The organism is Cognatundibacterium squillarum (assembly GCF_014652435.1).
Classification (GTDB): Bacteria; Pseudomonadota; Gammaproteobacteria; order Burkholderiales; family Burkholderiaceae_D; genus Undibacterium; species Undibacterium squillarum.
Window position 1 is genome coordinate 61,285 of record NZ_BMYU01000001.1, and the last position, 22,595, is coordinate 83,879.

22 protein-coding genes and 1 tRNA gene are annotated in these 22,595 nt (G+C 52.2%); 12 read left to right on the plus strand and 11 right to left on the minus strand.

Annotated elements, in window-relative coordinates; all coding sequences use genetic code 11:
- Positions 1–140 precede the first annotated feature (140 nt).
- The gene (locus tag IE092_RS00255; protein ID WP_189355019.1) at positions 141–668 is read right to left on the minus strand and encodes a hypothetical protein; all 528 of its coding nucleotides are present in this window, start codon (positions 666–668) and stop codon (positions 141–143) included.
- A 257-nt stretch (positions 669–925) separates the two neighbouring features.
- A tRNA-Pro gene (locus tag IE092_RS00260) sits at positions 926–1,002 on the minus strand.
- Between the two features lie 224 nt (positions 1,003–1,226).
- On the opposite strand from IE092_RS00260, the gene IE092_RS00265 reads away from it, so the two are divergent.
- The 3 genes from IE092_RS00265 to IE092_RS00275 all read left to right on the plus strand — a co-directional run bounded on the left by IE092_RS00265 (position 1,227) and on the right by IE092_RS00275 (position 4,391).
- Positions 1,227–2,357 (plus strand): M14 family metallopeptidase, encoded by a 1,131-nt coding sequence (locus tag IE092_RS00265; RefSeq protein ID WP_189355020.1) that lies wholly within the window; start codon positions 1,227–1,229, stop codon positions 2,355–2,357.
- 65 nt (positions 2,358–2,422) lie between these two features.
- On the plus strand, positions 2,423–2,887 hold the full coding sequence (locus IE092_RS00270) for a CYTH domain-containing protein (RefSeq protein WP_189355021.1): 465 nt from the start codon (positions 2,423–2,425) through the stop codon (positions 2,885–2,887).
- A 340-nt stretch (positions 2,888–3,227) separates the two neighbouring features.
- Positions 3,228–4,391 carry a rhodanese-like domain-containing protein gene (locus tag IE092_RS00275; protein WP_189355022.1) on the plus strand — a complete coding sequence of 388 codons (1,164 nt, stop codon included), beginning with the start codon at positions 3,228–3,230 and terminating at the stop codon, positions 4,389–4,391.
- Positions 4,392–4,530: 139 nt separating this feature from the next.
- On the opposite strand, the gene IE092_RS00280 is transcribed toward IE092_RS00275, so the two are convergent.
- Entirely contained in the window at positions 4,531–4,833 is a 303-nt protein-coding gene (locus tag IE092_RS00280; RefSeq protein ID WP_189355023.1) for a hypothetical protein, read from the minus strand.
- 190 nt (positions 4,834–5,023) lie between these two features.
- Here IE092_RS00280 and IE092_RS00285 point away from each other — a divergent pair, with 190 nt between their 5' ends.
- Positions 5,024–5,860 carry a hypothetical protein gene (locus tag IE092_RS00285; RefSeq protein WP_189355024.1) on the plus strand — a complete coding sequence of 279 codons (837 nt, stop codon included), beginning with the start codon at positions 5,024–5,026 and terminating at the stop codon, positions 5,858–5,860.
- A gap of 127 nt (positions 5,861–5,987) precedes the next feature.
- On the opposite strand, the gene sorU is transcribed toward IE092_RS00285, so the two are convergent.
- Genes sorU through IE092_RS00305 form a run of 4 tightly spaced genes read right to left on the minus strand, consistent with a single transcriptional unit; the run spans position 5,988 to position 9,650 of the window.
- On the minus strand, positions 5,988–6,359 hold the full coding sequence (gene sorU / locus IE092_RS00290; protein WP_189355729.1) for a SorU family sulfite dehydrogenase c-type cytochrome subunit: 372 nt from the start codon (positions 6,357–6,359) through the stop codon (positions 5,988–5,990).
- On the minus strand, positions 6,359–7,597 hold the full coding sequence (gene sorT / locus IE092_RS00295; protein WP_189355025.1) for a SorT family sulfite dehydrogenase catalytic subunit: 1,239 nt from the start codon (positions 7,595–7,597) through the stop codon (positions 6,359–6,361). Before sorT ends, sorU begins: the two co-directional genes overlap by 1 nt.
- A 59-nt stretch (positions 7,598–7,656) precedes the next feature.
- On the minus strand, positions 7,657–8,892 hold the full coding sequence (locus IE092_RS00300; RefSeq protein ID WP_189355026.1) for a DUF2863 family protein: 1,236 nt from the start codon (positions 8,890–8,892) through the stop codon (positions 7,657–7,659).
- A gap of 59 nt (positions 8,893–8,951) precedes the next feature.
- Positions 8,952–9,650, minus strand: a complete 699-nt coding sequence (locus IE092_RS00305) for a glutathione S-transferase family protein (protein ID WP_189355027.1) — start codon at positions 9,648–9,650, stop codon at positions 8,952–8,954.
- Between the two features lie 194 nt (positions 9,651–9,844).
- Between IE092_RS00305 and IE092_RS00310 the strand changes: the two genes are divergently transcribed.
- On the plus strand, positions 9,845–10,645 hold the full coding sequence (locus IE092_RS00310; RefSeq protein ID WP_189355028.1) for a nucleotidyltransferase domain-containing protein: 801 nt from the start codon (positions 9,845–9,847) through the stop codon (positions 10,643–10,645).
- Positions 10,646–10,680: 35 nt separating this feature from the next.
- Positions 10,681–11,226 (plus strand): RNA 2'-phosphotransferase, encoded by a 546-nt coding sequence (locus IE092_RS00315; RefSeq protein ID WP_189355029.1) that lies wholly within the window; start codon positions 10,681–10,683, stop codon positions 11,224–11,226.
- A gap of 153 nt (positions 11,227–11,379) precedes the next feature.
- Here the strand turns inward: IE092_RS00315 and IE092_RS00320 are convergent, their stop codons facing one another.
- Complete coding sequence (locus IE092_RS00320; protein WP_189355030.1) at positions 11,380–11,817, minus strand: hypothetical protein; 438 nt, start codon at positions 11,815–11,817, stop codon at positions 11,380–11,382.
- An 81-nt stretch (positions 11,818–11,898) separates the two neighbouring features.
- Between IE092_RS00320 and IE092_RS00325 the strand changes: the two genes are divergently transcribed.
- A complete protein-coding gene (locus tag IE092_RS00325) occupies positions 11,899–12,252 on the plus strand; it encodes a MerR family transcriptional regulator (protein ID WP_189355031.1) in 354 nt (117 codons plus the stop codon).
- A 374-nt stretch (positions 12,253–12,626) separates the two neighbouring features.
- On the opposite strand, the gene serB is transcribed toward IE092_RS00325, so the two are convergent.
- A complete protein-coding gene (gene serB / locus IE092_RS00330; protein WP_189355032.1) occupies positions 12,627–13,490 on the minus strand; it encodes a phosphoserine phosphatase SerB in 864 nt (287 codons plus the stop codon).
- Position 13,491: 1 nt separating this feature from the next.
- Complete coding sequence (gene mfd, locus IE092_RS00335) at positions 13,492–16,926, minus strand: transcription-repair coupling factor (protein ID WP_189355033.1); 3,435 nt, start codon at positions 16,924–16,926, stop codon at positions 13,492–13,494.
- Positions 16,927–17,109: 183 nt separating this feature from the next.
- Between mfd and ispD the strand changes: the two genes are divergently transcribed.
- The 4 genes from ispD to aceA all read left to right on the plus strand — a co-directional run bounded on the left by ispD (position 17,110) and on the right by aceA (position 20,810).
- Complete coding sequence (gene ispD, locus IE092_RS00340) at positions 17,110–17,835, plus strand: 2-C-methyl-D-erythritol 4-phosphate cytidylyltransferase (RefSeq protein ID WP_268249254.1); 726 nt, start codon at positions 17,110–17,112, stop codon at positions 17,833–17,835.
- Positions 17,828–18,322: a 2-C-methyl-D-erythritol 2,4-cyclodiphosphate synthase gene (ispF, locus tag IE092_RS00345; RefSeq protein WP_189355034.1), complete on the plus strand. Its 495-nt coding sequence runs from the start codon at positions 17,828–17,830 to the stop codon at positions 18,320–18,322. The genes ispD and ispF overlap by 8 nt, the downstream gene beginning before the upstream one ends.
- A gap of 66 nt (positions 18,323–18,388) precedes the next feature.
- Positions 18,389–18,661 carry a DUF4404 family protein gene (locus IE092_RS00350; RefSeq protein WP_189355035.1) on the plus strand — a complete coding sequence of 91 codons (273 nt, stop codon included), beginning with the start codon at positions 18,389–18,391 and terminating at the stop codon, positions 18,659–18,661.
- Between the two features lie 850 nt (positions 18,662–19,511).
- Positions 19,512–20,810 (plus strand): isocitrate lyase, encoded by a 1,299-nt coding sequence (gene aceA, locus IE092_RS00355; protein ID WP_189355731.1) that lies wholly within the window; start codon positions 19,512–19,514, stop codon positions 20,808–20,810.
- Between the two features lie 173 nt (positions 20,811–20,983).
- Here the strand turns inward: aceA and IE092_RS00360 are convergent, their stop codons facing one another.
- The gene (locus IE092_RS00360) at positions 20,984–21,784 is read right to left on the minus strand and encodes a WecB/TagA/CpsF family glycosyltransferase (RefSeq protein WP_189355036.1); all 801 of its coding nucleotides are present in this window, start codon (positions 21,782–21,784) and stop codon (positions 20,984–20,986) included.
- A gap of 140 nt (positions 21,785–21,924) precedes the next feature.
- Between IE092_RS00360 and IE092_RS00365 the strand changes: the two genes are divergently transcribed.
- A complete protein-coding gene (locus IE092_RS00365) occupies positions 21,925–22,593 on the plus strand; it encodes a phosphoribosylanthranilate isomerase (RefSeq protein ID WP_189355037.1) in 669 nt (222 codons plus the stop codon).
- Positions 22,594–22,595 lie beyond the last annotated feature (2 nt).

Genomic DNA, 22,595 nt, shown 5'->3' on the forward strand with positions numbered 1-22,595 from the left:
TCAGCAAGCGTGACGTGGTGGTTTGCGGTGTGTCAGGGTTTTGTGCGGAACTTTGCCAGCTGCGGTGAGTGCCATGTATCAACCTGAATATTCACCGCAACGGAAGATACTGAGAGCGTTGGAATAAAGGAAACAGATTGTTAATTCGATATTTTTTGCTTCCTATTAATCAACATAATTAATTGGCCAAGACCAAGTAAAAAAAGTGACTGTGGTACAGCTGATAGTGAGAAGTATAACCAGCAGGCAAATCCCTCTCCCATTCGGTTGCCGCACAATTTTAATAGTGTCTCAAGACTTTGCGAGAGCAAAAGCTGAAAACTATCTGGCAAGAATGCGGTCAGAAAAAGAGTGGGCATCAAGACAGGTAAATAGGTCACAAACAAAACAACATCCGCACCGTGTGTCTCAGTCCAGTGCTCAAAGCCCATAGAAGAGGAAAGGAAAAGCAATAAAACAGCGATGTCAATTACGCCCCAAAGTATTAACAGATGAACGAGATTTCGCTGTCGCCGAATGAAAACTGCGCAACAGACCCATAATGCCCATAAAAAAGGCAAATAGAGAAAAAGCCAGGCAAATGTTCCCGGATGCGCTCCCAGATCCAAAATGCTCATCAGCGATAACAGCACGCCTAACAAGCTGAGTGCAAAAGTGGCGCGATACATTTTTGAAATCATTGGCGTCTTTTTAGTTGATTATGCGAATTATTTCGCAAGCAATTTTATTGTTATTCTTGCATAAATTATTGTCTGATAATAATTTATTAAGGCGGCAGTGCAAAATGAAGGGTTTTGAATCATTGCTGAGAACCTGCCAGCAGGGCGCTGATTTTGTATCAGATGCTTCAGGAGTATTTTGAAATTTAGCTGAACGCAGAAATAAAAAAAGACCAACAGCAAACTGTTGGTCTTTTTTTATTTGATGGTCGGGGCGAGAAGATTCGAACTTCCGACCCCCTGCACCCCATGCAGGTACGCTACCAGGCTGCGCTACGCCCCGACTCGAACCTCTGATTATAGACGAAAGGATACTGAATTTCTACTTGCCGCCGGCGGGTGCACCGGGAAATGACAAAAACTGCAGTGCACCATCAAAAAAGTGGAAAAAAATTTCCACACTTCTCTGAAAAGTTCATCAATTGTGCGCAAAAAACTGCAACAATACGCGCCACTATGCGGCGGACGCGGTGTCCTGCCGGGGAATACAGAGAGTGAGACAACATCATGACAATCAAAATCAGTCAGAATTTTGATGCGGGTGCCATCGAGGTGGTAAAAGCAGAGCAGGCGGGTGATATTCAGCTGAATCTGCGCAAGGATTCGAACGCGGATTTCTGCCAGTGGTTCCATTTCCGTCTGCAGGGTGCGCGTGATCAGGAAGTGGTGATGCAATTCCTGAATGCAGGTGAATCGACTTACGCTAAAGGCTGGGAAGATTACCGTGCGGTGGCCAGTTATGACCGCGAAACCTGGTTCCGTGTGGATACGGAGTTTGACGGCAAAGTGATGACTGTGCGCCATACGCCGGAACGCGACAGTGTTTATTACGCTTACTTTGAGCCATACAGCTGGGAGCGTCATCTGTCTTTGCTGGGCGGGGCAGAGCACTCGCCGCTGGCACGTGTGGAAGATCTGGGTAACACCGTGGATGGCCGCGATCTGAATATGGTAGTGGTGGGTGATCCTGAAGCGCCGAAAAAAATCTGGATCATTGCGCGTCAGCATCCGGGTGAAAGCATGGCGGAGTGGCTGGTAGAAGGTACACTGAATGCCTTGCTGGACCCTGCAAATCCGTTTGCGCGTGAAATTCTGCAGCGTGCAGTCGTTTATGTGGTGCCGAACATGAATCCGGATGGTTCTGTGCGCGGCAATCTGCGTACCAATGCAGCCGGTGCGAATCTGAACCGTGAATGGATGACGCCATCGCTGGAAACATCGCCGGAAGTGTATTACGTGAAAAACAAAATTCACGAAACCGGTTGCGATATGTTCCTGGATATTCACGGCGATGAAGCGTTGCCTTACATTTTCGTGGCAGGCAGTGAAATGATCGAAGGTTTCACTGAGAAACAAGCGCGTGAGCAACAGATTTTTGTGGATGCGTTCTGCGCAGCCAGCCCGGACTTCCAGACCAAGTACGGTTACGAAGCGTCTAAGTACAATGCAGATATGCTGAAACTGGCATCCAAATACATCGGCCATACGTTCAAATGCGTATCGCTGACACTGGAATTGCCGTTCAAGGATAATGCGAATCTGCCGGACGAATTCGTCGGCTGGGATGGTGCACGCAGCGCCAAACTGGGCGAAGCGATGTTGCAGCCGATTCTGGCTTCGCTGAAAGCGGCTGAATAAGCGCTTTCCGGTCACGGAATCTGATAAGCGTCTGCTGCGGCAGGCGCTTTTTTTATGAGGAAAATATGGGAAAAGAAATCGAGCGTAAGTTTCTGGTGACGTCGGATGCCTGGCGCAGTGAAGGGCACTCTTCCTTGCTGAGACAAGGCTATATCAGCGCCGAACCGGGCCGTATCGTGCGTGTGCGTATCGACGGCGACCGTGGCTGCATCACGATTAAAGGCATGGCAACGGGTGCAAGCTGCGGCGAATGGGAATATCCGGTGCCTTTGCAGGACGCAGCGGAATTGCTGGATCAGGTATGCGAAAAGCCGCTGATCGAAAAATACCGCCACCGTATCGCGCGCGATGGTGTGCTGTGGGAAGTGGATGAGTTCCTCGGCGATAACGCCGGATTAGTGGTGGCGGAAATCGAGCTGGAATCGGAAGAGCAGCGTTTTGTTCGTCCTGACTGGTTGGGAGAGGAAGTGACGGAAGACCGCCGTTATGCAAATGCGAATCTGATTCGCAAACCGTTCAGCCAGTGGTAGGCGGAGTGCGATATTGTGGTAAATATGCGATTTCGATAAAATTTTGCTATTAATTTAAAAAACTTTATTGAAAATCATAAAATATATGGCGGTGCAGCATTTGTGCCGGACAAGATTTGACGGGCATCGTTTGCAAGCCGGATAATCTGCTGTCTGACCGCCTGTCGGTCGAATGCTGTATGCTGCATTCTTTGTTCCTATGATGGTTTCAGGCTGAATCCGGCCCGGAAATCGTCGCCCGGATGTTTGTCTTCTTATTGTGTTCTCATCCAGAATGATGAGTTTGTTGCTAGAAATAGTGACAAATATCGCTCTCGAGGTTTGTATAAAAGGTCACAAAATGAACAAGAATGAATTAATCCGGGGTGTCGTTCTGAGCAGCGTACTGTTTTCAGCGCTGGCGCAGGCAGATTACAAAGTATTAATCGGTGTTGATCCGGCCGATGTGCAGAGTAAGAATCTTGCGACACTGACTTCGCCTACACCGGCACTGAGCGCAGCACTCAATAGTCAGATCTCTTTACGGCAGACAAATGATCTGACGGATGCAATGCGCGCCACCCGTACGCAGGAAAACGATATTGTGGTTGGCCCGTCTCATGTGGCAGCTTCTGCGATCAGCCATCATTATCAGTTGCTCGCTCGTCAGAAACAAAACGCGGAATACGTGCTGATCGCACGTACGGAAATCAGCAATCCGCAGCAAATGAGCGGATCCCGTTTATATCTGACACAGCAGGATTCAGTGCGTACCTATCTGGCAAAGGCAATGGTGGAAGAGTCCGGCCTTACACTGAAGTCTTTCAAAAACGTGACCTATGGCAAAACCAGCGGCGCGGGTTTGCTGGCGCTGAGCTCGAATATGGCCGATGTTACGGTCGCCAGCAAAGAAGAGGCGGAAGCCTGGATCAAAGCCAATCCTAAGCAGGGAAAAATCATTAAGATCACCAAGCCGGTACCGTCAGGACTGGCTGTGCTGGTCAAAAAGAGTCTCAGCGATGCAGAAAAGAAGAAAGTGTCGCGCTGGATTACTTCTGCGGATGCAGAGTCGGCCGGACTGGGTAAAATGCAGCCAGCTTCGCTGGCGGACGAAAGCCTTTACCGTTACATCGCCAGCCTCGGTATTCTGACGCCGCCAACGATACCGGGTGTGACAACAGTGGATACGCCGATGGTGCAAAGACTGATTGCTGCCGGTATTACAGCGGTCGATACCCGTTCGCAGAAAGAGTTTGAACAGGAGCGTATTCGTGGTGCAATCCACGCGCCCTATATTGAAAAAAGCCTGAAAGACCGCGATTTTGATGCGCGTCTGGACGACTATTCTGCAATCAGCCGTTTACCAAAAGATAAGCCGGTGATTTTCTATTGCAACGGACCTGAATGCTGGAAATCCTATAAGGCGGTAATTGTTGGCAAACAGGCGGGAATTCAGAAAATTTACTGGTACCGCGAAGGCATGCCGGACTGGCGCGAAAACAAAATGCCGGTCGAAGCAAAATAAACCTTCGGCAACGATGTGATGGATCGAATGAAAGATTAAATTCATCGCAGGATGTTCCGGCGCTGCAATGTGCCGGAAACAAAAAACCGTTCAGTTTGCGCTGAACGGTTTTTTTATTGCAGATTCTTAACGCTGATATTCAGAGGTTTCCCGCAAAGTGTTTGCTTCCTGAGGCAATCCAGACCACCAGCGCCAGCACACTGACCGGAAATGAAAATAACAGCGGAACAGCCAATGCCGGATAGCTGTAGCTGATCAGGCTACTCATTGCCGCAATGGCTGCTGGTATCAGCATTAGTTTGCTGACATAGCGGTTAAATGCAGCAGGGTCTTTCAGTGCAGCGTAATCGACCACATTCAGCAAAGGTTTTGTGCCTGCAAAGTAAAATGCGACTGCGCACAGCAACGTGATCAACGCCAGAATTAATTGAATACCGGACATGATTTTCCTTTCACAGAAATTTCGGCTGTGCAGCAATCATAATGTAATTTTGACAAATTTTCACAGTAAACATATTATTGCCATCTTTTTATTAATTTGCGATAAAAACGGATATTCACGACGGTGAGGGAATATTGCTTTTTCCGTTTATTTCCCGAAGCTACCAGCAACCTGAAATCAATAGTCATACATGAAAATTCTGAAGAAAATCGCTGGCCTTTCTGTGCTGGCAGCAAGTCTTTGCTTAACTGTGACAGCACGGGCGGACGAACCGACATTCAGCTTGAGCAGGGAAGGACAAACAATCGTTTTTAAAGGTGGAATTGACAAAGCTTCTTCTGAAGCCCTGATTTCTGCCATTAATGAAGGTGCCAACCGTATCGTCATCACTTCGCAAGGGGGCAGCATGGAACATGCGCTGGATATTGCCGAAGTGATGCATAAGCATAAAATCGTTCTGGAAGTAAAAGATTATTGTGGCTCAGCCTGTGCGAATTTTTTGTTTATCGCAGCTTCAGAGAAAAAATTATTACCGGATGCTATGTTGGGTTTTCATGGTGGTTCAATGAGTTCAAGTGCTAAAAAGGACACTATCCGAAAAGCAAAGGCCAGCAAAAATGAAACCGTGCGGCAGGTGGCGCAAATGCTTGAAAGAACCTGGACTTTTTATGAGTCTGTTGGATTCGATGATGAACTCATCGTTATTTCAGGAAAACTGACACGGAATGTGCCGACGATATATCGTGTTGAGCTTAAAGATAGCAGCGAACAAAAAGTCTTTACAGAAGAAAAGCGTTTTCAAGCTTTTATGAAAGCGCATATAAAGGAAATAAAAAGCTTCTCTTTCGATCCGGATTCTCCGCTGATCTATTTCCCGAATCTGCACATGCTGAAGAAGTACGGTGTCACCGGCATTACAGACTATCCGTATCCGGCAGACCAGCAAGCGATGGATGCGCTGACAAAACGCCTGATTGATCAGGATGATTTAGATATCAAACTGATTGGTGACTATGTACGTCAGTAACGTTCTGCCGGTTTCATTCCGAAATAGCAGAGCCGGATAGCACGCTCTTTGAAGCGTCAGCCGGAAAATAAAAAGCGATACCGTTTTCAGCGGCATCGCTTTTTGTTTTTGGACTTGGAATAAAAAACTATTTCCCTGCGACCGCAGACACGTATTTCGCCACCGTCCGGATTTCATCTTCGCTGAGCAAGCCTTTAAACGCAGGCATTACGCCGATCCCGCCGCGTACGGCTTTTTCGACGCGTGCCGCATCTGGTTTTAACTCATCCAGTACCGGGCCGATATCGCCGCTGCTGTCCGCATCTTTCAGGGTGTGGCACAACGCGCAGGCGGGTGCTGCTTTGGTGGTGAAGATTTTTTTGCCTGCGGCCAGTTCTGCTGCGGTTGGCGGGGTAGCATTTGCGGCTGCAGGTGTGGCTGTCTGGGCGAATGCAGAGCTGCCACTCAGTACCAGCAAGACTGCAAATGCAGCGGACGCTTTGATCGTTGTGTGTAGCATCATGCTGCCACCGTCACGCTGACGGCATGGTCTGCCCAGCTGTTATTGTTGTAGCCATGCGCGTTTTCCAGACGCTGTTCAGGCTGCACATTGCCAGCGGTATCGGTAGCGCGGCTGACCAGTTTGTGTGCACCTGCGGATAAGGGCAGGGTGACGCTGAACTGACGCCATGCGTATTTGCCCATATCCGGACCAAAGAAACGGGCTTTATGCCAGCTTTTGCCGCCATCGGCAGAAACTTCCACCAGCCTTACCGCGTGCACGCCGCCGAATGCCACGCCCTGAATCACGGTTTGACCTGCACTCAGTTCGCCGTTGTCTGCCAGCGGTGCGGTAATCCAGGATTTCACCGGCATTTCCCAGACGGATGGATCATTCGGGCTGCTTTCCTGACCGGCAGCGGTAATGCGGTAGCCATGCTTCTGGATTTTGGCTTCGGTCTGCGTCTGGGTAAATGCCAGACGCTTGATGTATTTGATGTTATTGACGCCGGTGTAACCCGGTACGATCAGGCGCAGCGGGCCGCCGTGCGCCAGCGGCAGCGGAGAGCCGTTCAGTTCCCACGCCAGAATCGCATCTTCAAAGGCTTTCAGCGGCATTGAACGTTCAACGATTAAGGATTTCGGATCCACGCCTTCCGGCAGTTTTTCGCCACCGGTACCGGTCATAAATGCCATGCCATCGGCGACACCGCCGCAGGCTTCGATCAGGGCTTTGACCGGAACGCCGCTCCAGACCACGCAACCGGCAGCGCCGACCTGCCACGGTGTGCCGCTGGGTTTGCTCGGGAAAAATCCGCGTCCGTTGCCGGAACATTGCAGCACCGTAGTCACAGATTCCACACCCATCGCACGCAATTGTTTGAGGCTGAAGCTGGCTGGCTTTTTGACGCCTTCCACCTGCAAAACCCATGCATCACGGTCCGCAACGATGGCGGCATCCGGTGTTGGCAGATTGTTGCGGATGAACAGTTTTTCAGACGGTGTAATCACGCTGCTGCCGAAGGCACTGCGTTTCAGTTCGATGGTGCTGGAAGAATGCACGATCATCGCGTCTGCTGTTTTCCAGCTGGCAAATGGCGGCAGCGGTTTTGGCGCTGCGGCAGTTGCGGCTGCCTGTGCCATTGCAGTTTTGGAAAATCCGCTTAAACCGGCGGCAGACAAAGCCAGACCGGTGCCGGCCAGCCAGTGGCGGCGTGTCAGACTTTGTGGCTGTTTTTCAGAGGAATGTGATGACATGCAAGTCTCCTTATGTGATCGGTGCGGCTATGCTGCCGCTGCAAATCAGAAAAATTTCTTCAGTGAAAATGGGCTGTTCCGGGAGCCGGTGTGTCGTCCGGCGCTTCCGGATGCACCAGTTCGCCGTCTGCATCGGCAAACATCGGCGTACCGCAGTCGTCGCAGAATTCTGCGTCGTAAATTTCGTTCTGCCAGATGATGTCGACAATACCGCATTCACGCAGCAAATCAGAAATCTCACCGCCTAAACGGCCAGCTTCATCGAACTGCACAGCAGTGTTTTTGTCGTCTGGCTGATACAAAGGCCAGACCACGCCGTACAGAATTTCCGGTTTGTCGGCAGCGGCGAAACCGATCCGGTATTCATCCACTTCATCACCGGTTTCCGGTGTGTCCGGATGCCGGAAACCCGCAATTACCGCGCGGATCGAATCCGGATGCAGTTCAAAGGTTTCGCCAAGGTAGTACACCGCTGATTGCAGCGATACCGGACGAATACGCAGATCCGCTTCGCGGCAGGCGCTGAAATAAGATTCCGGCAGCAAAGGCTCGGTATTGCAGCCGGGAATCAGCCGGTGCAACAAGTTCTCAGTTTGTTCGGTCCATTCTTTCAGAACAGCGTCCTTGGCTTTTTCTGTATCGAATGGTGCTGCGCTTAACTGCCAGCGGAACAAAGGGGCACCTTCCGGCACAGCCACCACTGCCATCAGAAAGCGTACGTCTGCCAGAAACGGCACGGTGGGCGGATTTTCCGGTGTTGACTGGCTGGTTTTGCCTTGCATCAGCACGGCGGTTTGTTGTTCCAGCAAAGCAAAGGTTTCGCAGTGCTGGCGCGGTAACTGTTCAATCGAAAATAAATGCGGCAGTAAGCGTAAGCGCGCATCCGGCGCCAGCAGAACATTGCTGAAGCAATGTGCAAACTGCTGTTGCATATCGGCGCTGAGCGGGCCGGAAGCAATTTCAAAACGGGTCCAGGCCAGCACCGGCGCAGCGATCAGTAAGCTGCGCCACGGTTTGCCTTCATGTTCAAACTGCAGCGAGGTGCTGACCGTTTCCATGGTTTCGGCCAGCACTTCATAACCATTCGGAGATTTTTGCAGCAAGTGCTCGGTGGCACCATCCAGAATATCCTGATGGTGCAGATGCAGGCTGCGGATTACTTGTTCGTCCAGCTGCTGTTGCCAGCACTGATCTTCATAACGGCTGGAAGATTGCGCAACAGCCACGGCCAGGTTGACGAGGCGCTGACTTTCAGCGGCCAGTTTTTGTCTGGAATGTTTGATTGGGCGGCGCATAGTCATCTCTTTTCTTGTGTGCGGAAACCTTGCTGCGCCGGAGTCAGCGCAGCGCAGGATTACGCCGTTTTGCGCTGATACTGGCTATTGCCGAACAGCGCATCACGCGCGGTATCCGATGTTAAGGGTTTGCGGTAGTCGGCCAGCACCTGCACAGCACGTTGTACGGCAGGGCGGGCGGCGATTTCATCAAACCAGCGTTTGGCATGGGGGAATTCTTCCCAGTTGATGCCCTGATTCGCGGCAGAGCGTGCCCACGGGAACACGGCAATGTCTGCAATCGTGTATTGCTCACCAGCCAGATACGGTGTGCGCGACAACTGGGTATCGATCACACCGTATAAGCGGCGTGCTTCATTGGTGTAGCGGTCATAGGCGTAGTCGATTTTTTCCGGCGCATAAATGCGGAAATGGTGCGCTTGTCCGAGCATCGGGCCAAAGCCGCCCATCTGGAACATCAGCCATTGCAGCGTCTGATATTTTTCGCGGTCGGTATCACCGAGAAACTGGCCGCTTTTACCGGCCAGATAGACCAGAATCGCACCGGATTCAAACAGAGAAATCGGTTTATTGTCCGGCCCGTCAGAATCCACAATCGCCGGAATTTTATTGTTCGGAGAAATCGCCAGAAATTCTGGTTTGAACTGATCGCCGGCACCGATATCCACCGGAAACACCCGGTAAGGCAGGCCGCATTCTTCCAGCATGATATGCACTTTGTGGCCGTTTGGTGTGGGCCAGGAATAAACATCAATCATGGTTTTCCTTCCGCGTTCAGAGGGTAATGATAACAATGTCAGGGAATGCAGCATGCAAAGCAAACGCTGCATGACGAACAGATTATGAACCTGCGCCGGAATTTTTGCAGACGTTTCCAACTGTGCAAGGTATGCTGTCACGATATGGCAGAAATTTCAATGATTCCTGTCCGGGTTTTATCAAGGAGAAGTACATGCAGGACATCATCAGCCAGCACGCCAGAGAAGAAATCACGCGTCGCTTGCGTGCCGCAGAGCAGGAACACGACGTCAGGATTTTGCTGGCAGTGGAATCCGGCAGCCGCGCCTGGGGCTTTGCATCGCCTGACAGCGATTACGATGCACGTTTTATTTACGTGCATCGTCCGGAATGGTATTTGTCGGTCGGTCTGGAAGAAAAACGCGACGTGATTGAATATCCGATTGTCGATGAGATGGATATCAATGGCTGGGATATTCGCAAAGCGCTGCGTTTGTTCTGGAAATCCAATCCGGCTTTTGTGGAATGGATGCTGTCACCGGTGCAGTACGAGAAAAGCGGATGTTTTCATCAGGAAGCCCTGAATTTAATGCCAACCGTGTATTCGGTTGAAAACGGTATGTATCACTACCGCAGTTCGGCGAAAACCAATTTCCGTACTGAGCTGCAATCAGAACTGGTGCGTTACAAAAAATACTTCTACGTATTGCGCCCGTTGCTGGCGACACGCTGGCTGGAACGCTATCAAACCCCCGCGCCAATTGAATTCGATAAGCTGATGACGCTGATCAGCGATCAGCCGGAGCTGACGTCTGCCATTGCGGATTTGCTGGAAAAGAAAAAACGCGCCAATGAGAGCGAACTTGGTCCGCAAGTGCCGGTAATCCATCAGTTTATTGCGGAAGAACTGGCACGCTTAGATGCTATCGTGCCGCCACGCTTCACCCGCACACCGGTTGAACCCCAGTTATCTGCATTGTTCCGCAAGGTATTGCAGCAGACATGGGGAGAATGATATATAAATAATTAAATTAATAAAATTAACGAAGAATGAGAAAAGATTTAGTCAGAAGCAGTAAGTTTTTAAGTCTGGTATTACGTCATAAGCCGGAAGCCGCCGGCATACAGCTGGATGCGCAGGGCTGGTGCGACATTGACGACTTGCTGCAAGGCGTGGCGCAACACCGCGCACCGCTGAGCAAAGAAACCCTGATGGAAATCGTTGCGACCAATGAGAAAAAGCGTTTTGCCATCAGTGATTGCGGTCAGCGCATCCGCGCCAGCCAGGGGCACAGCATTGAAGTTTCGCTTGACCTGCAAGCAGTCACGCCGCCAGCGACGCTGTATCATGGCACCGCCAGCCGTTTTCTGGACAGCATTCTGCAAAACGGCTTGCAAAAGCAAAGCCGCCAGCACGTGCATTTATCAGCCAGCCTCGATACCGCGATTTCTGTTGGCAGCCGTCACGGAAAACCGGTGGTGCTGATGATTAACTGCCAGGCGATGCTGGCAGCTGGGCATTTGTTTTATTGCAGCGAAAACGGCGTCTGGCTGACAGATTCCGTCCCCGCTGCTTACCTGACGCTGATGGAGTAAGCGCGTCGCATTGTGCAGTAAACCGCATTTGAGTCAGAAACCACCACCCCGGACGCCCACTGTTTTCGCGGGCATCCGGGATTTTGGCTGTTTTTTCTGTGCAGAACACCGCATTTGGGCAATTTTCGGCGGTTTCAAAGGATTCTGCAGATCTTATGCATGCACACTGCGCAGACCAGCTTCGCGCTGTGAGGCTTCCCGCCGTACCGGCAAGCTCTGGGCGATGCCAAAACTCAGTTCAAAGAAAGTGAAAAACAGAATCAGCGTTGAGAAGCCGTGCTGCCACGCGTAGATTTGCCACAGGCAGAATACGTAGCGGGCAACGGCATCTAGCCGACCCGGTAAAACGCCGGGCTGCAGGATACGCAGTAGTGACCAGACCAGCACTACCGCGCCAAGCAGGTTCGCGAACAGATAATGCGCCGCATTCAGGCTGTGCAGTTCGCCGGAAAATTGCCAGTAGTCATGCTGATGTTTCAGGATGCTGTACAAAATATCCAGCGTCCACGGCGTGGTGAACGGCAATATCACCAGCAAGTCATACCACGCACTGATTTTCACGATGTTTTTGTAACGGTTTTCGCTGAGCATGTTTCATCCTCCTGTTGTGGGTAAAATGTCAGCGTAAACCCTGAAGTGCACTTCAGGGTCAAGCCCTGTCCGGAGTGAAATATGCGAATTGGTGAATTAGCACAACAAACCGGTGTCAGTCGCGACACCCTGCGTTTTTACGAGCGCCTGGGTCTGATCCAGGCGCGGCGCAGCAGTAATAGTTATCGCGATTACGACAGCGCCGTGGTGTTACTGGTGAACTTTATCCGCCGTGCGCAGGCACTGGGTTTCAGCCTGCAGGAAATCGGCCAGCGGCTGCCGGAAGTCTGGGAAAGCCCGCATCCGGAAAGCAAAATGCGCGAAATCCTTCAGCAAAAACTCAGTGAAATCGACGTCAGAATTCTCCAGCTGGCGGAATTAAAACAGCAATTGAGTGCGCAACTGATGCAGGAGTGCCCACTCCGAAATTGCTGATGTATGCGCGGAGCAGAAGCGTACTGATTGCTGAGCAATCGGCGGCTTCCTGACCAGCCAGTCCATACAAGCATCGCAAGCACAGCAACTGCTTTGTGCAGACATCGTCATTTGATCCTTTTGACACCACCCCGGAGCGCCACTGTTTTCGCCGACAACCGCAAAAACATGCGATTTTTCTGTGCTGAAAACCGCATTTCGGGTGTTTTGGAGTAATTTTCCTGCTTCGGGTCGCTTGCAGAATGTTCAGGGCAAGCAAGGCAAGCGGCGCAATCTGAAACGGCGGTGGAACTGCTCAGTGATAAAAAAAAGCGGCCAGTCGGCCGCTTTTTTGTCTGGTGTGAAAATTGCGTGAAAGCGCCTGCAATCAGCGCTCAGCTTTGCAGCACATTCAGCACGCCGTCCAGACCGCAGACATTCAGGGCAATGCTGGCTTGCTGGCGTACTACCGGTTTGGCGCGGAAAGCGACGGAGAGGCCGGCGATGCCCATCATTTTGAGGTCGTTGGCACCGTCGCCCATCACGATGGCGGCGCTGGTCGGGATGTTCAGTTGCTGGCAGACGGATTCGACGGTACGGCGTTTTTCTTCCGCATCTACAATCACGCCGGTAACGCGGCCGGTCAGCTTGCCATCTTCAATTTCCAGCACGTTTGAATGATGGAAACTCAGGTTTAGGCGGTCTTTAACGCGCTCGGTGAAGAAAGTGAACCCGCCGGACACCAGCAGCGTGCGCAGACCGGCGGCTTGCGCGGCGGCGATCAGGCGTTCCGCGCCGGGCGAGAGTTGCAGGCGTTCTTCATACACGCGTTGCAGGGCGCTGGCATCTAAGCCTTTCAGTAAGGCGACACGGCGTTTCAGGCTTTCCTGAAAATCCAGTTCACCGCGCATTGCGGCTTCGGTGATTTCCGACACTTGCGGTTTTAAGCCCTGCATGTCGGCGATTTCGTCAATGCACTCAATCGTGATCAGCGTGGAATCCATATCCATCGCCAGCAGGCCGAAATCCTGCAGGCTGCGTTGTTCCGGCAGCGCGGCGAAGTCCAGTTGCTGCGCTTCGGCCATCGCGCGCCATGCAGCAATCTGTTCGTCACTGGCGCTGGTGTGCAGACGTACGGCGGCATCATGCAGGGTGTGCAGGCTGGCACCGGCCTGCGTCGCAATTGCGTTCGCGCAGGCCAGTTGCGCTGCAGTCAGGGCTTGCGGGCTGTGCAGGGTCAGGAACTGAGGGGAATTCATATCAGTGCAATGCTTTCATCGTTTGTTTGATTTGATTCACGCGGCTGGCGAGGTCGGGCATGGTGGCGGTGATGCGCAGTTTGTCCTGACCATTCAGACGGATATGCTTGTTCTTTTGGACCAGCTCGATAATCCGCATTGCATCGACCGGTGGATTCGGCTCGAACTGCAGGGTGATGGCTTCAGCGTGTGCGTCGATTTTCATAATGCCCAGCGGTTTGGCGGCAACCCGCAGGCGGTGGGTTTCTAACAGGGATTTCACCGGCTCCGGCAGCAGGCCGAAGCGGTCGATCAATTCTTCCTGCAAATCATCCAGCTGCCCCGGCTTGCTGCAATTTGCCAGACGTTTGTAGATGGACAGACGTTCATGTACGTCGCCGCAATAGTCATTCGGCAGCAGAGCAGGGATGTGCAGATTGATTTCTGTGGTAGTGGCCAGCGGCGCTGCCAGATCCGGTTCTTTACCGTTTTTCAGGGCGCGCACGGCTTCGTTCAGCATGTCGGAATACATCTGGAAGCCGATTTCATGCATTTCGCCGGACTGGTTATCGCCAAGCACTTCACCGGCACCGCGAATTTCCAGATCGTGCATCGCCAGATAAAAGCCGCTGCCCAGTTCTTCCATTTGCTGAATCGCTTCCAGACGGCGTTCTGCCTGCTTGGTTAAGCCCTGTACATCGTGCACCAGCAGATATGCATAGGCCTGATGGTGAGAACGGCCAACGCGGCCACGCAACTGATGCAGCTGCGCCAGACCGAATTTGTCGGCGCGGTGCATGATGATGGTGTTGGCGGTCGGTACGTCGATACCGGTTTCGATAATTGTGGTACACAGCAGAATGTTGTAGCGCTGACTGACGAAGTCACGCATGACTTTTTCCAGATCGCGCTCATGCATCTGACCATGCGCAATCACGACACGCGCTTCCGGCAGCAGCGCTTCCAGCATCGCCTTGCGGTTGGCAATGGTTTCAACTTCATTGTGCAGGAAATAAACCTGACCGCCGCGCTTCAGTTCGCGCAGACAGGCTTCGCGGATCACGGAATCGTTTTCACCACGGACAAAGGTTTTAATCGCCAGACGTTTTTGCGGCGCAGTCGCAATAATCGAGAAATCGCGCAAGCCTTCCAGCGCCATGCCCAGCGTACGCGGAATCGGCGTTGCGGTCAGCGTCAGCACATCGACTTCAGCGCGCAGATTTTTGAGAGCTTCTTTCTGACGCACGCCGAAACGGTGTTCTTCGTCGATGATGACTAAACCGAGGCGGGTGAATTTCACATCTTCGGATAACAGCTTGTGTGTACCAATCACAATGTCGATGGTGCCATCAGCCAGACCTTTAATCGCTTGCGTGACTTCTTTGCCGGTGCGGAAGCGCGAGAGTTCGGCGATACGCACCGGCCAGTCTGCAAAGCGATCCGCAAACGTCTGTGCATGCTGTTCTGCCAGCAGCGTGGTCGGCGCGAGAATGGCAACCTGTTTACCGCCCATGACAGCAACGAATGCAGCACGCAGCGCAACTTCGGTTTTACCAAAGCCGACATCGCCGCAAATCAGCCTGTCCATCGGGCGGCCGGAGGTCATATCCTGAATCACTGCCTGAATCGCTGCGGCCTGATCCGGTGTTTCTTCAAAACCGAAACTGTCGGCGAAGGCTTCGTAATCACGCGCAGAATATTCAAATGCATGACCTTGCCGCGCGGCACGGCGTGCATACAGATTCAGCAATTCGGCGGCGGTATCGCGGATTTGCTGCGCCGCTTTGCGCTTGGCTTTTTCCCACTGACCGGAACCCAGGCTGTGCAGCGGCGCATCATCCGGCGCAGCACCGGAATAGCGGGAAATCACATGCAGATGCGCAACCGGCACATACAGCTTGGTTTCTTTGGCATATTCCAGATGCAGAAATTCGGTATCGCCTTCGCCCAGATCCATGCTGATCAGACCCATGTAGCGGCCGATGCCGTGCTGGCTGTGCACCACAGGATCGCCGATTTTGAGTTCTGACAGGTCGCGCACCATGTGGTCGACCTGTGTGGTGGCTTCCTGCTTTTTGCGTCCGGCGCGGCGTGGTGTGCCCGCGTACAGTTCCGCTTCGGTGATCAGCGTAATGCCTTGCTGCAGATTGGTATAACCGCGATGCAGCGGCATCACGGTCAGTTGCAATGCTTCGCTGTTGGTCAGGAAATCCTGAAAATTCTCTGCGCCGACTGGCTGAATCTGAAATTCATTGAAATACTGCATCAGCGTTTCGCGGCGACCGGCACTGTCTGCGCAAATCAGTACGCGCTGACCTTTTTTCAGCAGGAAGCTGCGCAGATTCACCAGCGGATCATCGGCACGACGATTCACGCCGACATCCGGCACCGGCGCACTAACATCATTCGCTGGCGTTGCTGCATCTGCGGCCGGTAACACCCAGCGTGCAAACGGTTTCAGCAGCGTATAGAAATCCTCATCACGCAGAAAAACCTGTTCCGGTGCGAGCACTGGCCGTTCGCGGTCGCTCTTTAAAAACTGATAGCGGGAACGGGTATCCGACCAGAAGCGCTGCATGGCTTCATCCACGCCGCCGGATAATGCGAAGTAAGTGTGCTCAGGCACATAATCAAACAGCGTCGCGGTTTCTTCAAAAAACAATGGCAGATAATATTCAATACCGGCGGCAGCGATGCCATTGCCCATGTCTTTGTAAATCGCGCTGCGCGAAGGATCGCCTTCAAAACATTCGCGCCAGCGGCTGCGGAAATAGGCGCGCGCATTGTCATCCATCGGGAATTCACGTCCCGGCAGCAAGCGGATTTCCGGCACCGGAAACAGTGAACGCTGCGTATCGGCATCAAAGGTTTTGATGCTTTCTATGCTGTCATCGAACAAATCCAGACGGTAAGGCAGCGCCGAACCCATAGGGAATAAATCAATCAGCCCGCCGCGTATCGAATATTCGCCCGGCGACATCACTTGCCCGACATGGCTGTAACCGGCCAGCGTTAATTGTGAGCGCAGTTTGGCTTCATCCAGCCGGTCGCCTTTTTTGAAGAAAAACGTGTAGGCCGCTAAAAAGCCGGGCGGCGCCATGCGTACCAGTGCGGTGGTTACCGGTGCGAGCAATACATCGCATTGTCCGCTGCGGATTTCGTGCAGCGTCGCCAGACGTTCAGACACCAGATCCTGATGCGGAGAAAACGCATCGTAGGGCAGGGTTTCCCAGTCCGGCAGCAAATGGCAGCGCAGTTCCGGCGCAAAACACGGGATTTCTTCGAGCAAACGCTGCGCGTCGCCGGGATTGGCTACCAGCACGGTCAGCATGCGCTTGTCAGCTTTTAACTGCGTGGCGCAGTCCGCCAGCACTTGTGCATCAGCAGAACCGTGCAAAGCAGGCAGGGCAAAACGGTGACCGGGTTTGGCGAACGGGAAAAATGGAGAAGATGACATCGCGGCAGAAATTCTGTTTGGGTTCTTACATGCAGGCGGACACAGGCAGGTTCGGGCAGTTTGCTGCGCGGGGTATGCCGGTTTGCTGTCCGCGGTTACAATGTGGCAAGAGAGTTGGCTATTATAGTTCAAGGGCGGCAGCATGGCTTCCGCCCGTTTTTATGTGTTGGTAAGGTGAGTCTTTTGTCTTTCACAAATTCTGAAAATGTGGCAAACCGGTCCGCGCCCGGACCGCGCTATATCGCGCTGATTCCGGCGGCTGGCGTTGGTGCGCGTATGCAGTCGGCTTGCCCGAAACAATATCTGCAACTCGGTCAGCAAAGCATACTGGCGTGGACAGTGCAGGCATTTTTGCAGCATCCGGCCATTGCGCAGGTTGTGGTGGTGGTCAGTGCAGCCGATGCGTATGTGGATGAAGCCCTGAAACCGGATGCGCGTTTGCAGGTATTACGCTGCGGCGGCGAAACCCGTGCCGATTCGGTGCGTAACGGCCTGGAAGCGATCCGTGCGCAGGTGCGCCGTGATGACTGGGTGCTGGTGCATGATGCAGCCCGTCCCGGATTGAATCAGGCGCTGATTGATGAATTGATCGCCGTACTGAAAGACCATGCGGTCGGCGGTTTGCTGGCGCTGCCGGTGGTGGATACGGTCAAGCGTGTGGAAGGCGGTCAGGTTGAAACCATTCCGCGCGATGGTTTGTGGCTGGCGCAAACGCCGCAAATGTTCCGATATGAATTACTGTGTCATGCGCTGGATGCCTGTCCGGACGTGACCGATGAATCCAGCGCAGTAGAAGCGCTGGGGCTGGCACCGTTGTGTGTGCCCGGCCATCCCTGCAATCTGAAAGTGACGCGGCCCGGAGATCTGGCGCTGGCGGCCTTGTATTTAGGAGTTTCTGCTGATGAATAAACCGGTTTTACCTTTCCGCATTGGTCAGGGTTATGACTGTCACGCACTGGTCGCGGAGCGCGATCTGATTATCGGCGGCGTTAAGATCCCGCACCATCTGGGTTTGCTGGGCCACTCCGATGCAGACGTATTGCTGCATGCAATCACCGATGCGTTGTTCGGCGCCGCAGCACTCGGGGATATCGGCCGGCATTTTCCGGATACCGATCCGCAATTCAAAGGCGCAGATTCGCGCGTGTTGCTGCGTGAAGCGGTGCGCCGTTTGCATGCTGCCGGTTACCGCGTCGGCAATCTGGATGCGACTGTCATCGCGCAAAAACCCAAGCTGGCACCGCATATTCCGGGTATGGTGGAAAATATTGCAGCCGACTTGCAGGTTGATCTGAGTCAGGTCAATATCAAAGCCAAGACCAATGAGAAACTCGGTTATCTGGGACGCGAAGAAGGCATTGCTGCTGAAGCCGTAGTTCTGATTCTGGCGAATTGATATTGGCATATTCAACCCGATATACAGTCCGGCCTGTTGTGCTTATTAAGAATGAAGGAGATCGCTATGCCACGTGAACAATTAAAACAATTACTCGGTCAGTTGCAAAACGAACTCGACCAGACCCGTTTCCTCGACGATGAAGCCCGCGCCATGCTGGAAGAGTTGCATGAAGATATCGAGGATGTACTGGATGCGGAAAAACAGCAGGATGATCCGGTCTACGCGACCCTGCGTGAACGTCTGGTGGCGGCATCCGCCCGTTTCTCGGCACAACATCCGACCCTGGATGCGGCGCTGCGTGAAATCGGTACGATGCTGGGCAAAATCGGTATTTAAATACGGCAGGCAACACCCGCAGCCAGTATTTGGTAAGCCGCGAAGTATACAAACCACCGTCAGTGAAAACTGCCGGTGGTTTTTTATTGGCTGCGCTGGGGCGGGTATTAAGGGTATCCGGGGTATCGAGGGTACTGTCGCGATGGCATCACTGTATGCAGGAGCAATTGCAGGCAATATCGGGCGGATTGCTTGCTTCAGTAAGGGGGTGATTATGCAAATATCGTCATTTGTGATTTCCGGAGCGCCAGACTTTCTGCCGACGACCGCCGTATTGCCATGCTGAAATCCGCATTTGAGGCATTTTCGGGCAGATTTCAGGCAAATTCACGCTGTTCGAGCCACTGCCGGCAAGACAGCTCAATACATACTGATCAGAACGAACACGCAAACTGTCCGCTTTCTGCTGCAACTATCCGCTGCCAGCAGGTTTGTTGCAGCTTTGCGACAGCAACTTTGTGATTACCTGTCTTTTGGCAATTTTCTGTGCATTTGGCAGGGTATTTTTCCGGAAAAACTGCCTGTCAACATAGGGATGTCATCTTCATCGGCTAAAAACATCTGATCATCACCCCGTTTTTTGCGGCAAATGTTGCGATGTGAAAAGCTGGTTTCATATCGTGAAATCTTGCGGTGCCGCGCACAAGAAAAATATCTCACAGACAGAAAGGTGATTTCGTATCACGGAATGGAGTGTTTAAGTAATTGATTTTAAACGAATAAAAAAATTAAAGATGTCTTATATAAGACCTTGTTGCTGCGCAAAAATTCTCCTATGATGGTTTCAACGGGTTAGCAAATTTTTCGAATTTCTTCTCACACATTTCATCACTTACCTCAGGAGAACATGATGACGACACGCGAACAACAAGTTGCTGAATTGCAAAAAGACTGGGATACCAATCCACGCTGGAAAGGTGTAAAGCGCAACTACACAGCGGAAGACGTGATCCGTCTGCGTGGCTCTGTTCAGGTTGAGCACACACTGGCGAAAAATGGCGCTCTGAAACTGTGGGATCTGGTCAATAACGAGCCATTCATCAATGCACTGGGCGCGCTGACCGGTAATCAGGCAATGCAGCAGGTTAAAGCTGGTCTGAAAGCGATTTACCTGTCCGGCTGGCAGGTTGCGGGTGACGCCAATCTGGCCGGTGAAATGTATCCTGATCAGTCTCTGTATCCGGCAAACTCGGTACCGCAAGTTGTTAAACGTATCAACAACACACTGACCCGCGCTGACCAGATCCAATGGTCTGAAGGCAAAGACGATATCGACTTCTTCGCGCCTATCGTTGCAGACGCTGAAGCAGGTTTCGGTGGCGTACTGAATGCGTTTGAACTGATGAAAGCCATGATCGAAGCAGGCGCTTCCGGCGTTCACTTTGAAGATCAGCTGGCATCCGTCAAAAAATGCGGCCATATGGGCGGTAAAGTACTGGTTCCTACCCGTGAAGCAGTGGAAAAACTGAATGCAGCACGTCTGGCAGCCGATATCATGGGCGTACCAACCGTGATTCTGGCACGTACCGACGCAGAAGCCGCTGATTTGCTGACTTCCGATGTTGATGAAAACGACCGTCCTTTCTGCACTGGCGAACGTACATTCGAAGGTTTCTACCGTACCAAACCAGGTCTGGAACAGGCGATCTCCCGTGGTCTGGCTTACGCAGAATACGCAGACATGATCTGGTGCGAAACCGGCAAACCGGATCTGGAATTTGCACGTAAATTTGCAGAAGCAATCCATGCGAAATTCCCGGGCAAACTGCTGGCATACAACTGCTCGCCATCGTTTAACTGGAAGAAAAATCTGGACGACGCAACGATTGCAAAATTCCAGAAAGAACTCGGTGCAATGGGCTACAAATTCCAGTTCATCACACTGGCTGGTTTCCACTCCCTGAACTACTCGATGTTCAATCTGGCACACGGTTATGCACGCCGTCAGATGTCTGCCTTCGTTGAGCTGCAGGAAAACGAATTCGCAGCAGCAGAAAAAGGCTTCACCGCGGTTAAACATCAGCGTGAAGTTGGTACAGGCTACTTCGATGCAGTAACACAGACAATTCAGCAAGGTCAGTCTTCCACGACTGCGCTGCACGGTTCTACCGAAGATGAACAATTCTTCGATAGCAAGAAAGTCGCTTAATCTCTCCCTCTGAGCGACAGTGAAAAAGAAAAAACGGTGCTGCGGCACCGTTTTTTTGTTGCTGATAATCAGCGGCAGGTAAGTCTGTCGGTAAATTTACCGGTGGATATTTTTATCAATAAACATATTGAAAAAGCGAAAAACTTACTATTGCGTTTGAGTTTTGATGGAACTTATTGCTGACGCAAAGCCTGCTGGCGCTTACGTTCACGCAATAAAATACCGCCATATTTGCTGCCTTGTACCGTGTAGCGCTGCCACAGGCGGCGTGGTTCCGACAATAAGCGCCACAACCATTCAAAGCCGGTTTTCTGCATCCACAGCGGAGCGCGTTTTTTCTTATTCAATGCAAATTCCATCGCTGCGCCGACGCACATCACGACCGGCGCGTGTACGCCTTCGGGCAATTCTTTGCGTAAGCGAAATGCGAAATGCTCTTGCTTTGGCATACCAAGGCAGATAAAAACGATATGCGGTTGCAATGCGATGATTTGCCGGATTGTTTCGTTGGCTTCATCACCATTCGTACTGAATTGCATGGAGGGGCAGAGCAGCGTGATTTGCAGGCCAGGGTAAAAACGCGCGAAATCCTGCTTTAATTCATTTTCATGGCCAGGCATGCCGCCCAGAATGAAAACGCGCAGTTTTTCTGCGGCAGCGCTCTCGCACAGGCTGACAAATAAATCCGCGCCGGTGACGCGTTCCGGCAAACGTGCACTGCTCATGCGGCTGGCCCAGACCACCGGCATACCATCGGCGTAAATGTAATCTGCAGTTTTGTACAGTTGCTTAAATTCTGCCTGCGCATCCAGCCGCACAATATGATCAACGTTCGGCGTTACCACCACTTTCGGCCGTCCGCTGCCTTGTTTTGCGGCATCAAGCAAACTGTGGTGCGCTTGCGCAAAATTCTCGGTACGGATGGATAATTCGAATAAATCGATCGTCTGTGACGTTGCGGCGGACTGATTCATAATCGGTAGCGTATATAGTTTCTGTGATTATCTCAGAACTGCGTGCTTTTCTGCGCTGAATCAGCGGAGAACAGACTATTTTTCGTGCAGAACAATGGCATTATGCCGTGCTGACGGCTTTAGGATTAAAAGGAATTCATGTGAAACGCACACGTATCAAAATTTGCGGGCTGACCGAAAGAACCAATCTGGATATGGTGATCGCTGCAGGTGCTGACGCCATCGGACTGGTGTTTTATCCACCTAGCCCGCGCTTTGTCAGTGCGACGCAGGCGGCAGAACTGATTGCCCATTTACCGCCGTTTGTCACCGTCACCGGTTTATTCGTCAATCCGACAGAGCAGGAATTGATGGAAGTCGTGCGTCAGGTACAGCTGCAGTTATTGCAGTTTCACGGTGATGAAACACCGGCGCAGTGTGCTGCGCTGGCAGCTGCGGCCGGTTTGCCGTTTGTGAAAGCATTTCGCGTCAGGCCTGACACAAGCCCTGAGGATTTGCTACAATCAGATTCGGCTTTTCACTCGGAAAGCCGTTTATGTCATGGTCTGTTGCTGGATACCCATGTAGAAGGGTACGGTGGCAGTGGAAAGGTATTCGATTGGTCTCTCGTTCCAAAAGAGCTCGCGCCTCGGGTCGTTTTGAGTGGTGGCTTGAGCGTTCAAAATGTCGCTGGTGCTGTTGAGCAACTGCGTCCGTTTGCGGTCGACATCAGCAGTGGTGTTGAGCGCAGCAAAGGAATGAAAGACGAAGAGAAAGTCCGCGCCTTTATCGAACAGGTGCGGATTGCCGATCAGACTGCGACTGCATGAGG

Bases quoted from the DNA above. Each gene is read 5' to 3' on its own strand.
- mfd (WP_189355033.1), bottom strand. From the start codon at position 16,926: ATGTCATCTTCTCCATTTTTCCCGTTCGCCAAACCCGGTCACCGTTTT.
- IE092_RS00320 (WP_189355030.1), bottom strand. From the start codon at position 11,817: ATGCTCAGCGAAAACCGTTACAAAAACATCGTGAAAATCAGTGCGTGG.
- IE092_RS00315 (WP_189355029.1), top strand. From the start codon at position 10,681: ATGAGAAAAGATTTAGTCAGAAGCAGTAAGTTTTTAAGTCTGGTATTA.
- IE092_RS00300 (WP_189355026.1), bottom strand. From the start codon at position 8,892: ATGCGCCGCCCAATCAAACATTCCAGACAAAAACTGGCCGCTGAAAGT.
- IE092_RS00310 (WP_189355028.1), top strand. From the start codon at position 9,845: ATGCAGGACATCATCAGCCAGCACGCCAGAGAAGAAATCACGCGTCGC.
- serB (WP_189355032.1), bottom strand. From the start codon at position 13,490: ATGAATTCCCCTCAGTTCCTGACCCTGCACAGCCCGCAAGCCCTGACT.
- IE092_RS00305 (WP_189355027.1), bottom strand. From the start codon at position 9,650: ATGATTGATGTTTATTCCTGGCCCACACCAAACGGCCACAAAGTGCAT.
- sorU (WP_189355729.1), bottom strand. From the start codon at position 6,359: ATGCTACACACAACGATCAAAGCGTCCGCTGCATTTGCAGTCTTGCTG.
- ispF (WP_189355034.1), top strand. From the start codon at position 17,828: ATGAATAAACCGGTTTTACCTTTCCGCATTGGTCAGGGTTATGACTGT.
- IE092_RS00350 (WP_189355035.1), top strand. From the start codon at position 18,389: ATGCCACGTGAACAATTAAAACAATTACTCGGTCAGTTGCAAAACGAA.
- IE092_RS00255 (WP_189355019.1), bottom strand. From the start codon at position 668: ATGTATCGCGCCACTTTTGCACTCAGCTTGTTAGGCGTGCTGTTATCG.
- IE092_RS00275 (WP_189355022.1), top strand. From the start codon at position 3,228: ATGAACAAGAATGAATTAATCCGGGGTGTCGTTCTGAGCAGCGTACTG.
- IE092_RS00270 (WP_189355021.1), top strand. From the start codon at position 2,423: ATGGGAAAAGAAATCGAGCGTAAGTTTCTGGTGACGTCGGATGCCTGG.
- IE092_RS00265 (WP_189355020.1), top strand. From the start codon at position 1,227: ATGACAATCAAAATCAGTCAGAATTTTGATGCGGGTGCCATCGAGGTG.
- IE092_RS00285 (WP_189355024.1), top strand. From the start codon at position 5,024: ATGAAAATTCTGAAGAAAATCGCTGGCCTTTCTGTGCTGGCAGCAAGT.
- IE092_RS00280 (WP_189355023.1), bottom strand. From the start codon at position 4,833: ATGTCCGGTATTCAATTAATTCTGGCGTTGATCACGTTGCTGTGCGCA.
- IE092_RS00360 (WP_189355036.1), bottom strand. From the start codon at position 21,784: ATGAATCAGTCCGCCGCAACGTCACAGACGATCGATTTATTCGAATTA.
- sorT (WP_189355025.1), bottom strand. From the start codon at position 7,597: ATGTCATCACATTCCTCTGAAAAACAGCCACAAAGTCTGACACGCCGC.
- IE092_RS00325 (WP_189355031.1), top strand. From the start codon at position 11,899: ATGCGAATTGGTGAATTAGCACAACAAACCGGTGTCAGTCGCGACACC.
- aceA (WP_189355731.1), top strand. From the start codon at position 19,512: ATGACGACACGCGAACAACAAGTTGCTGAATTGCAAAAAGACTGGGAT.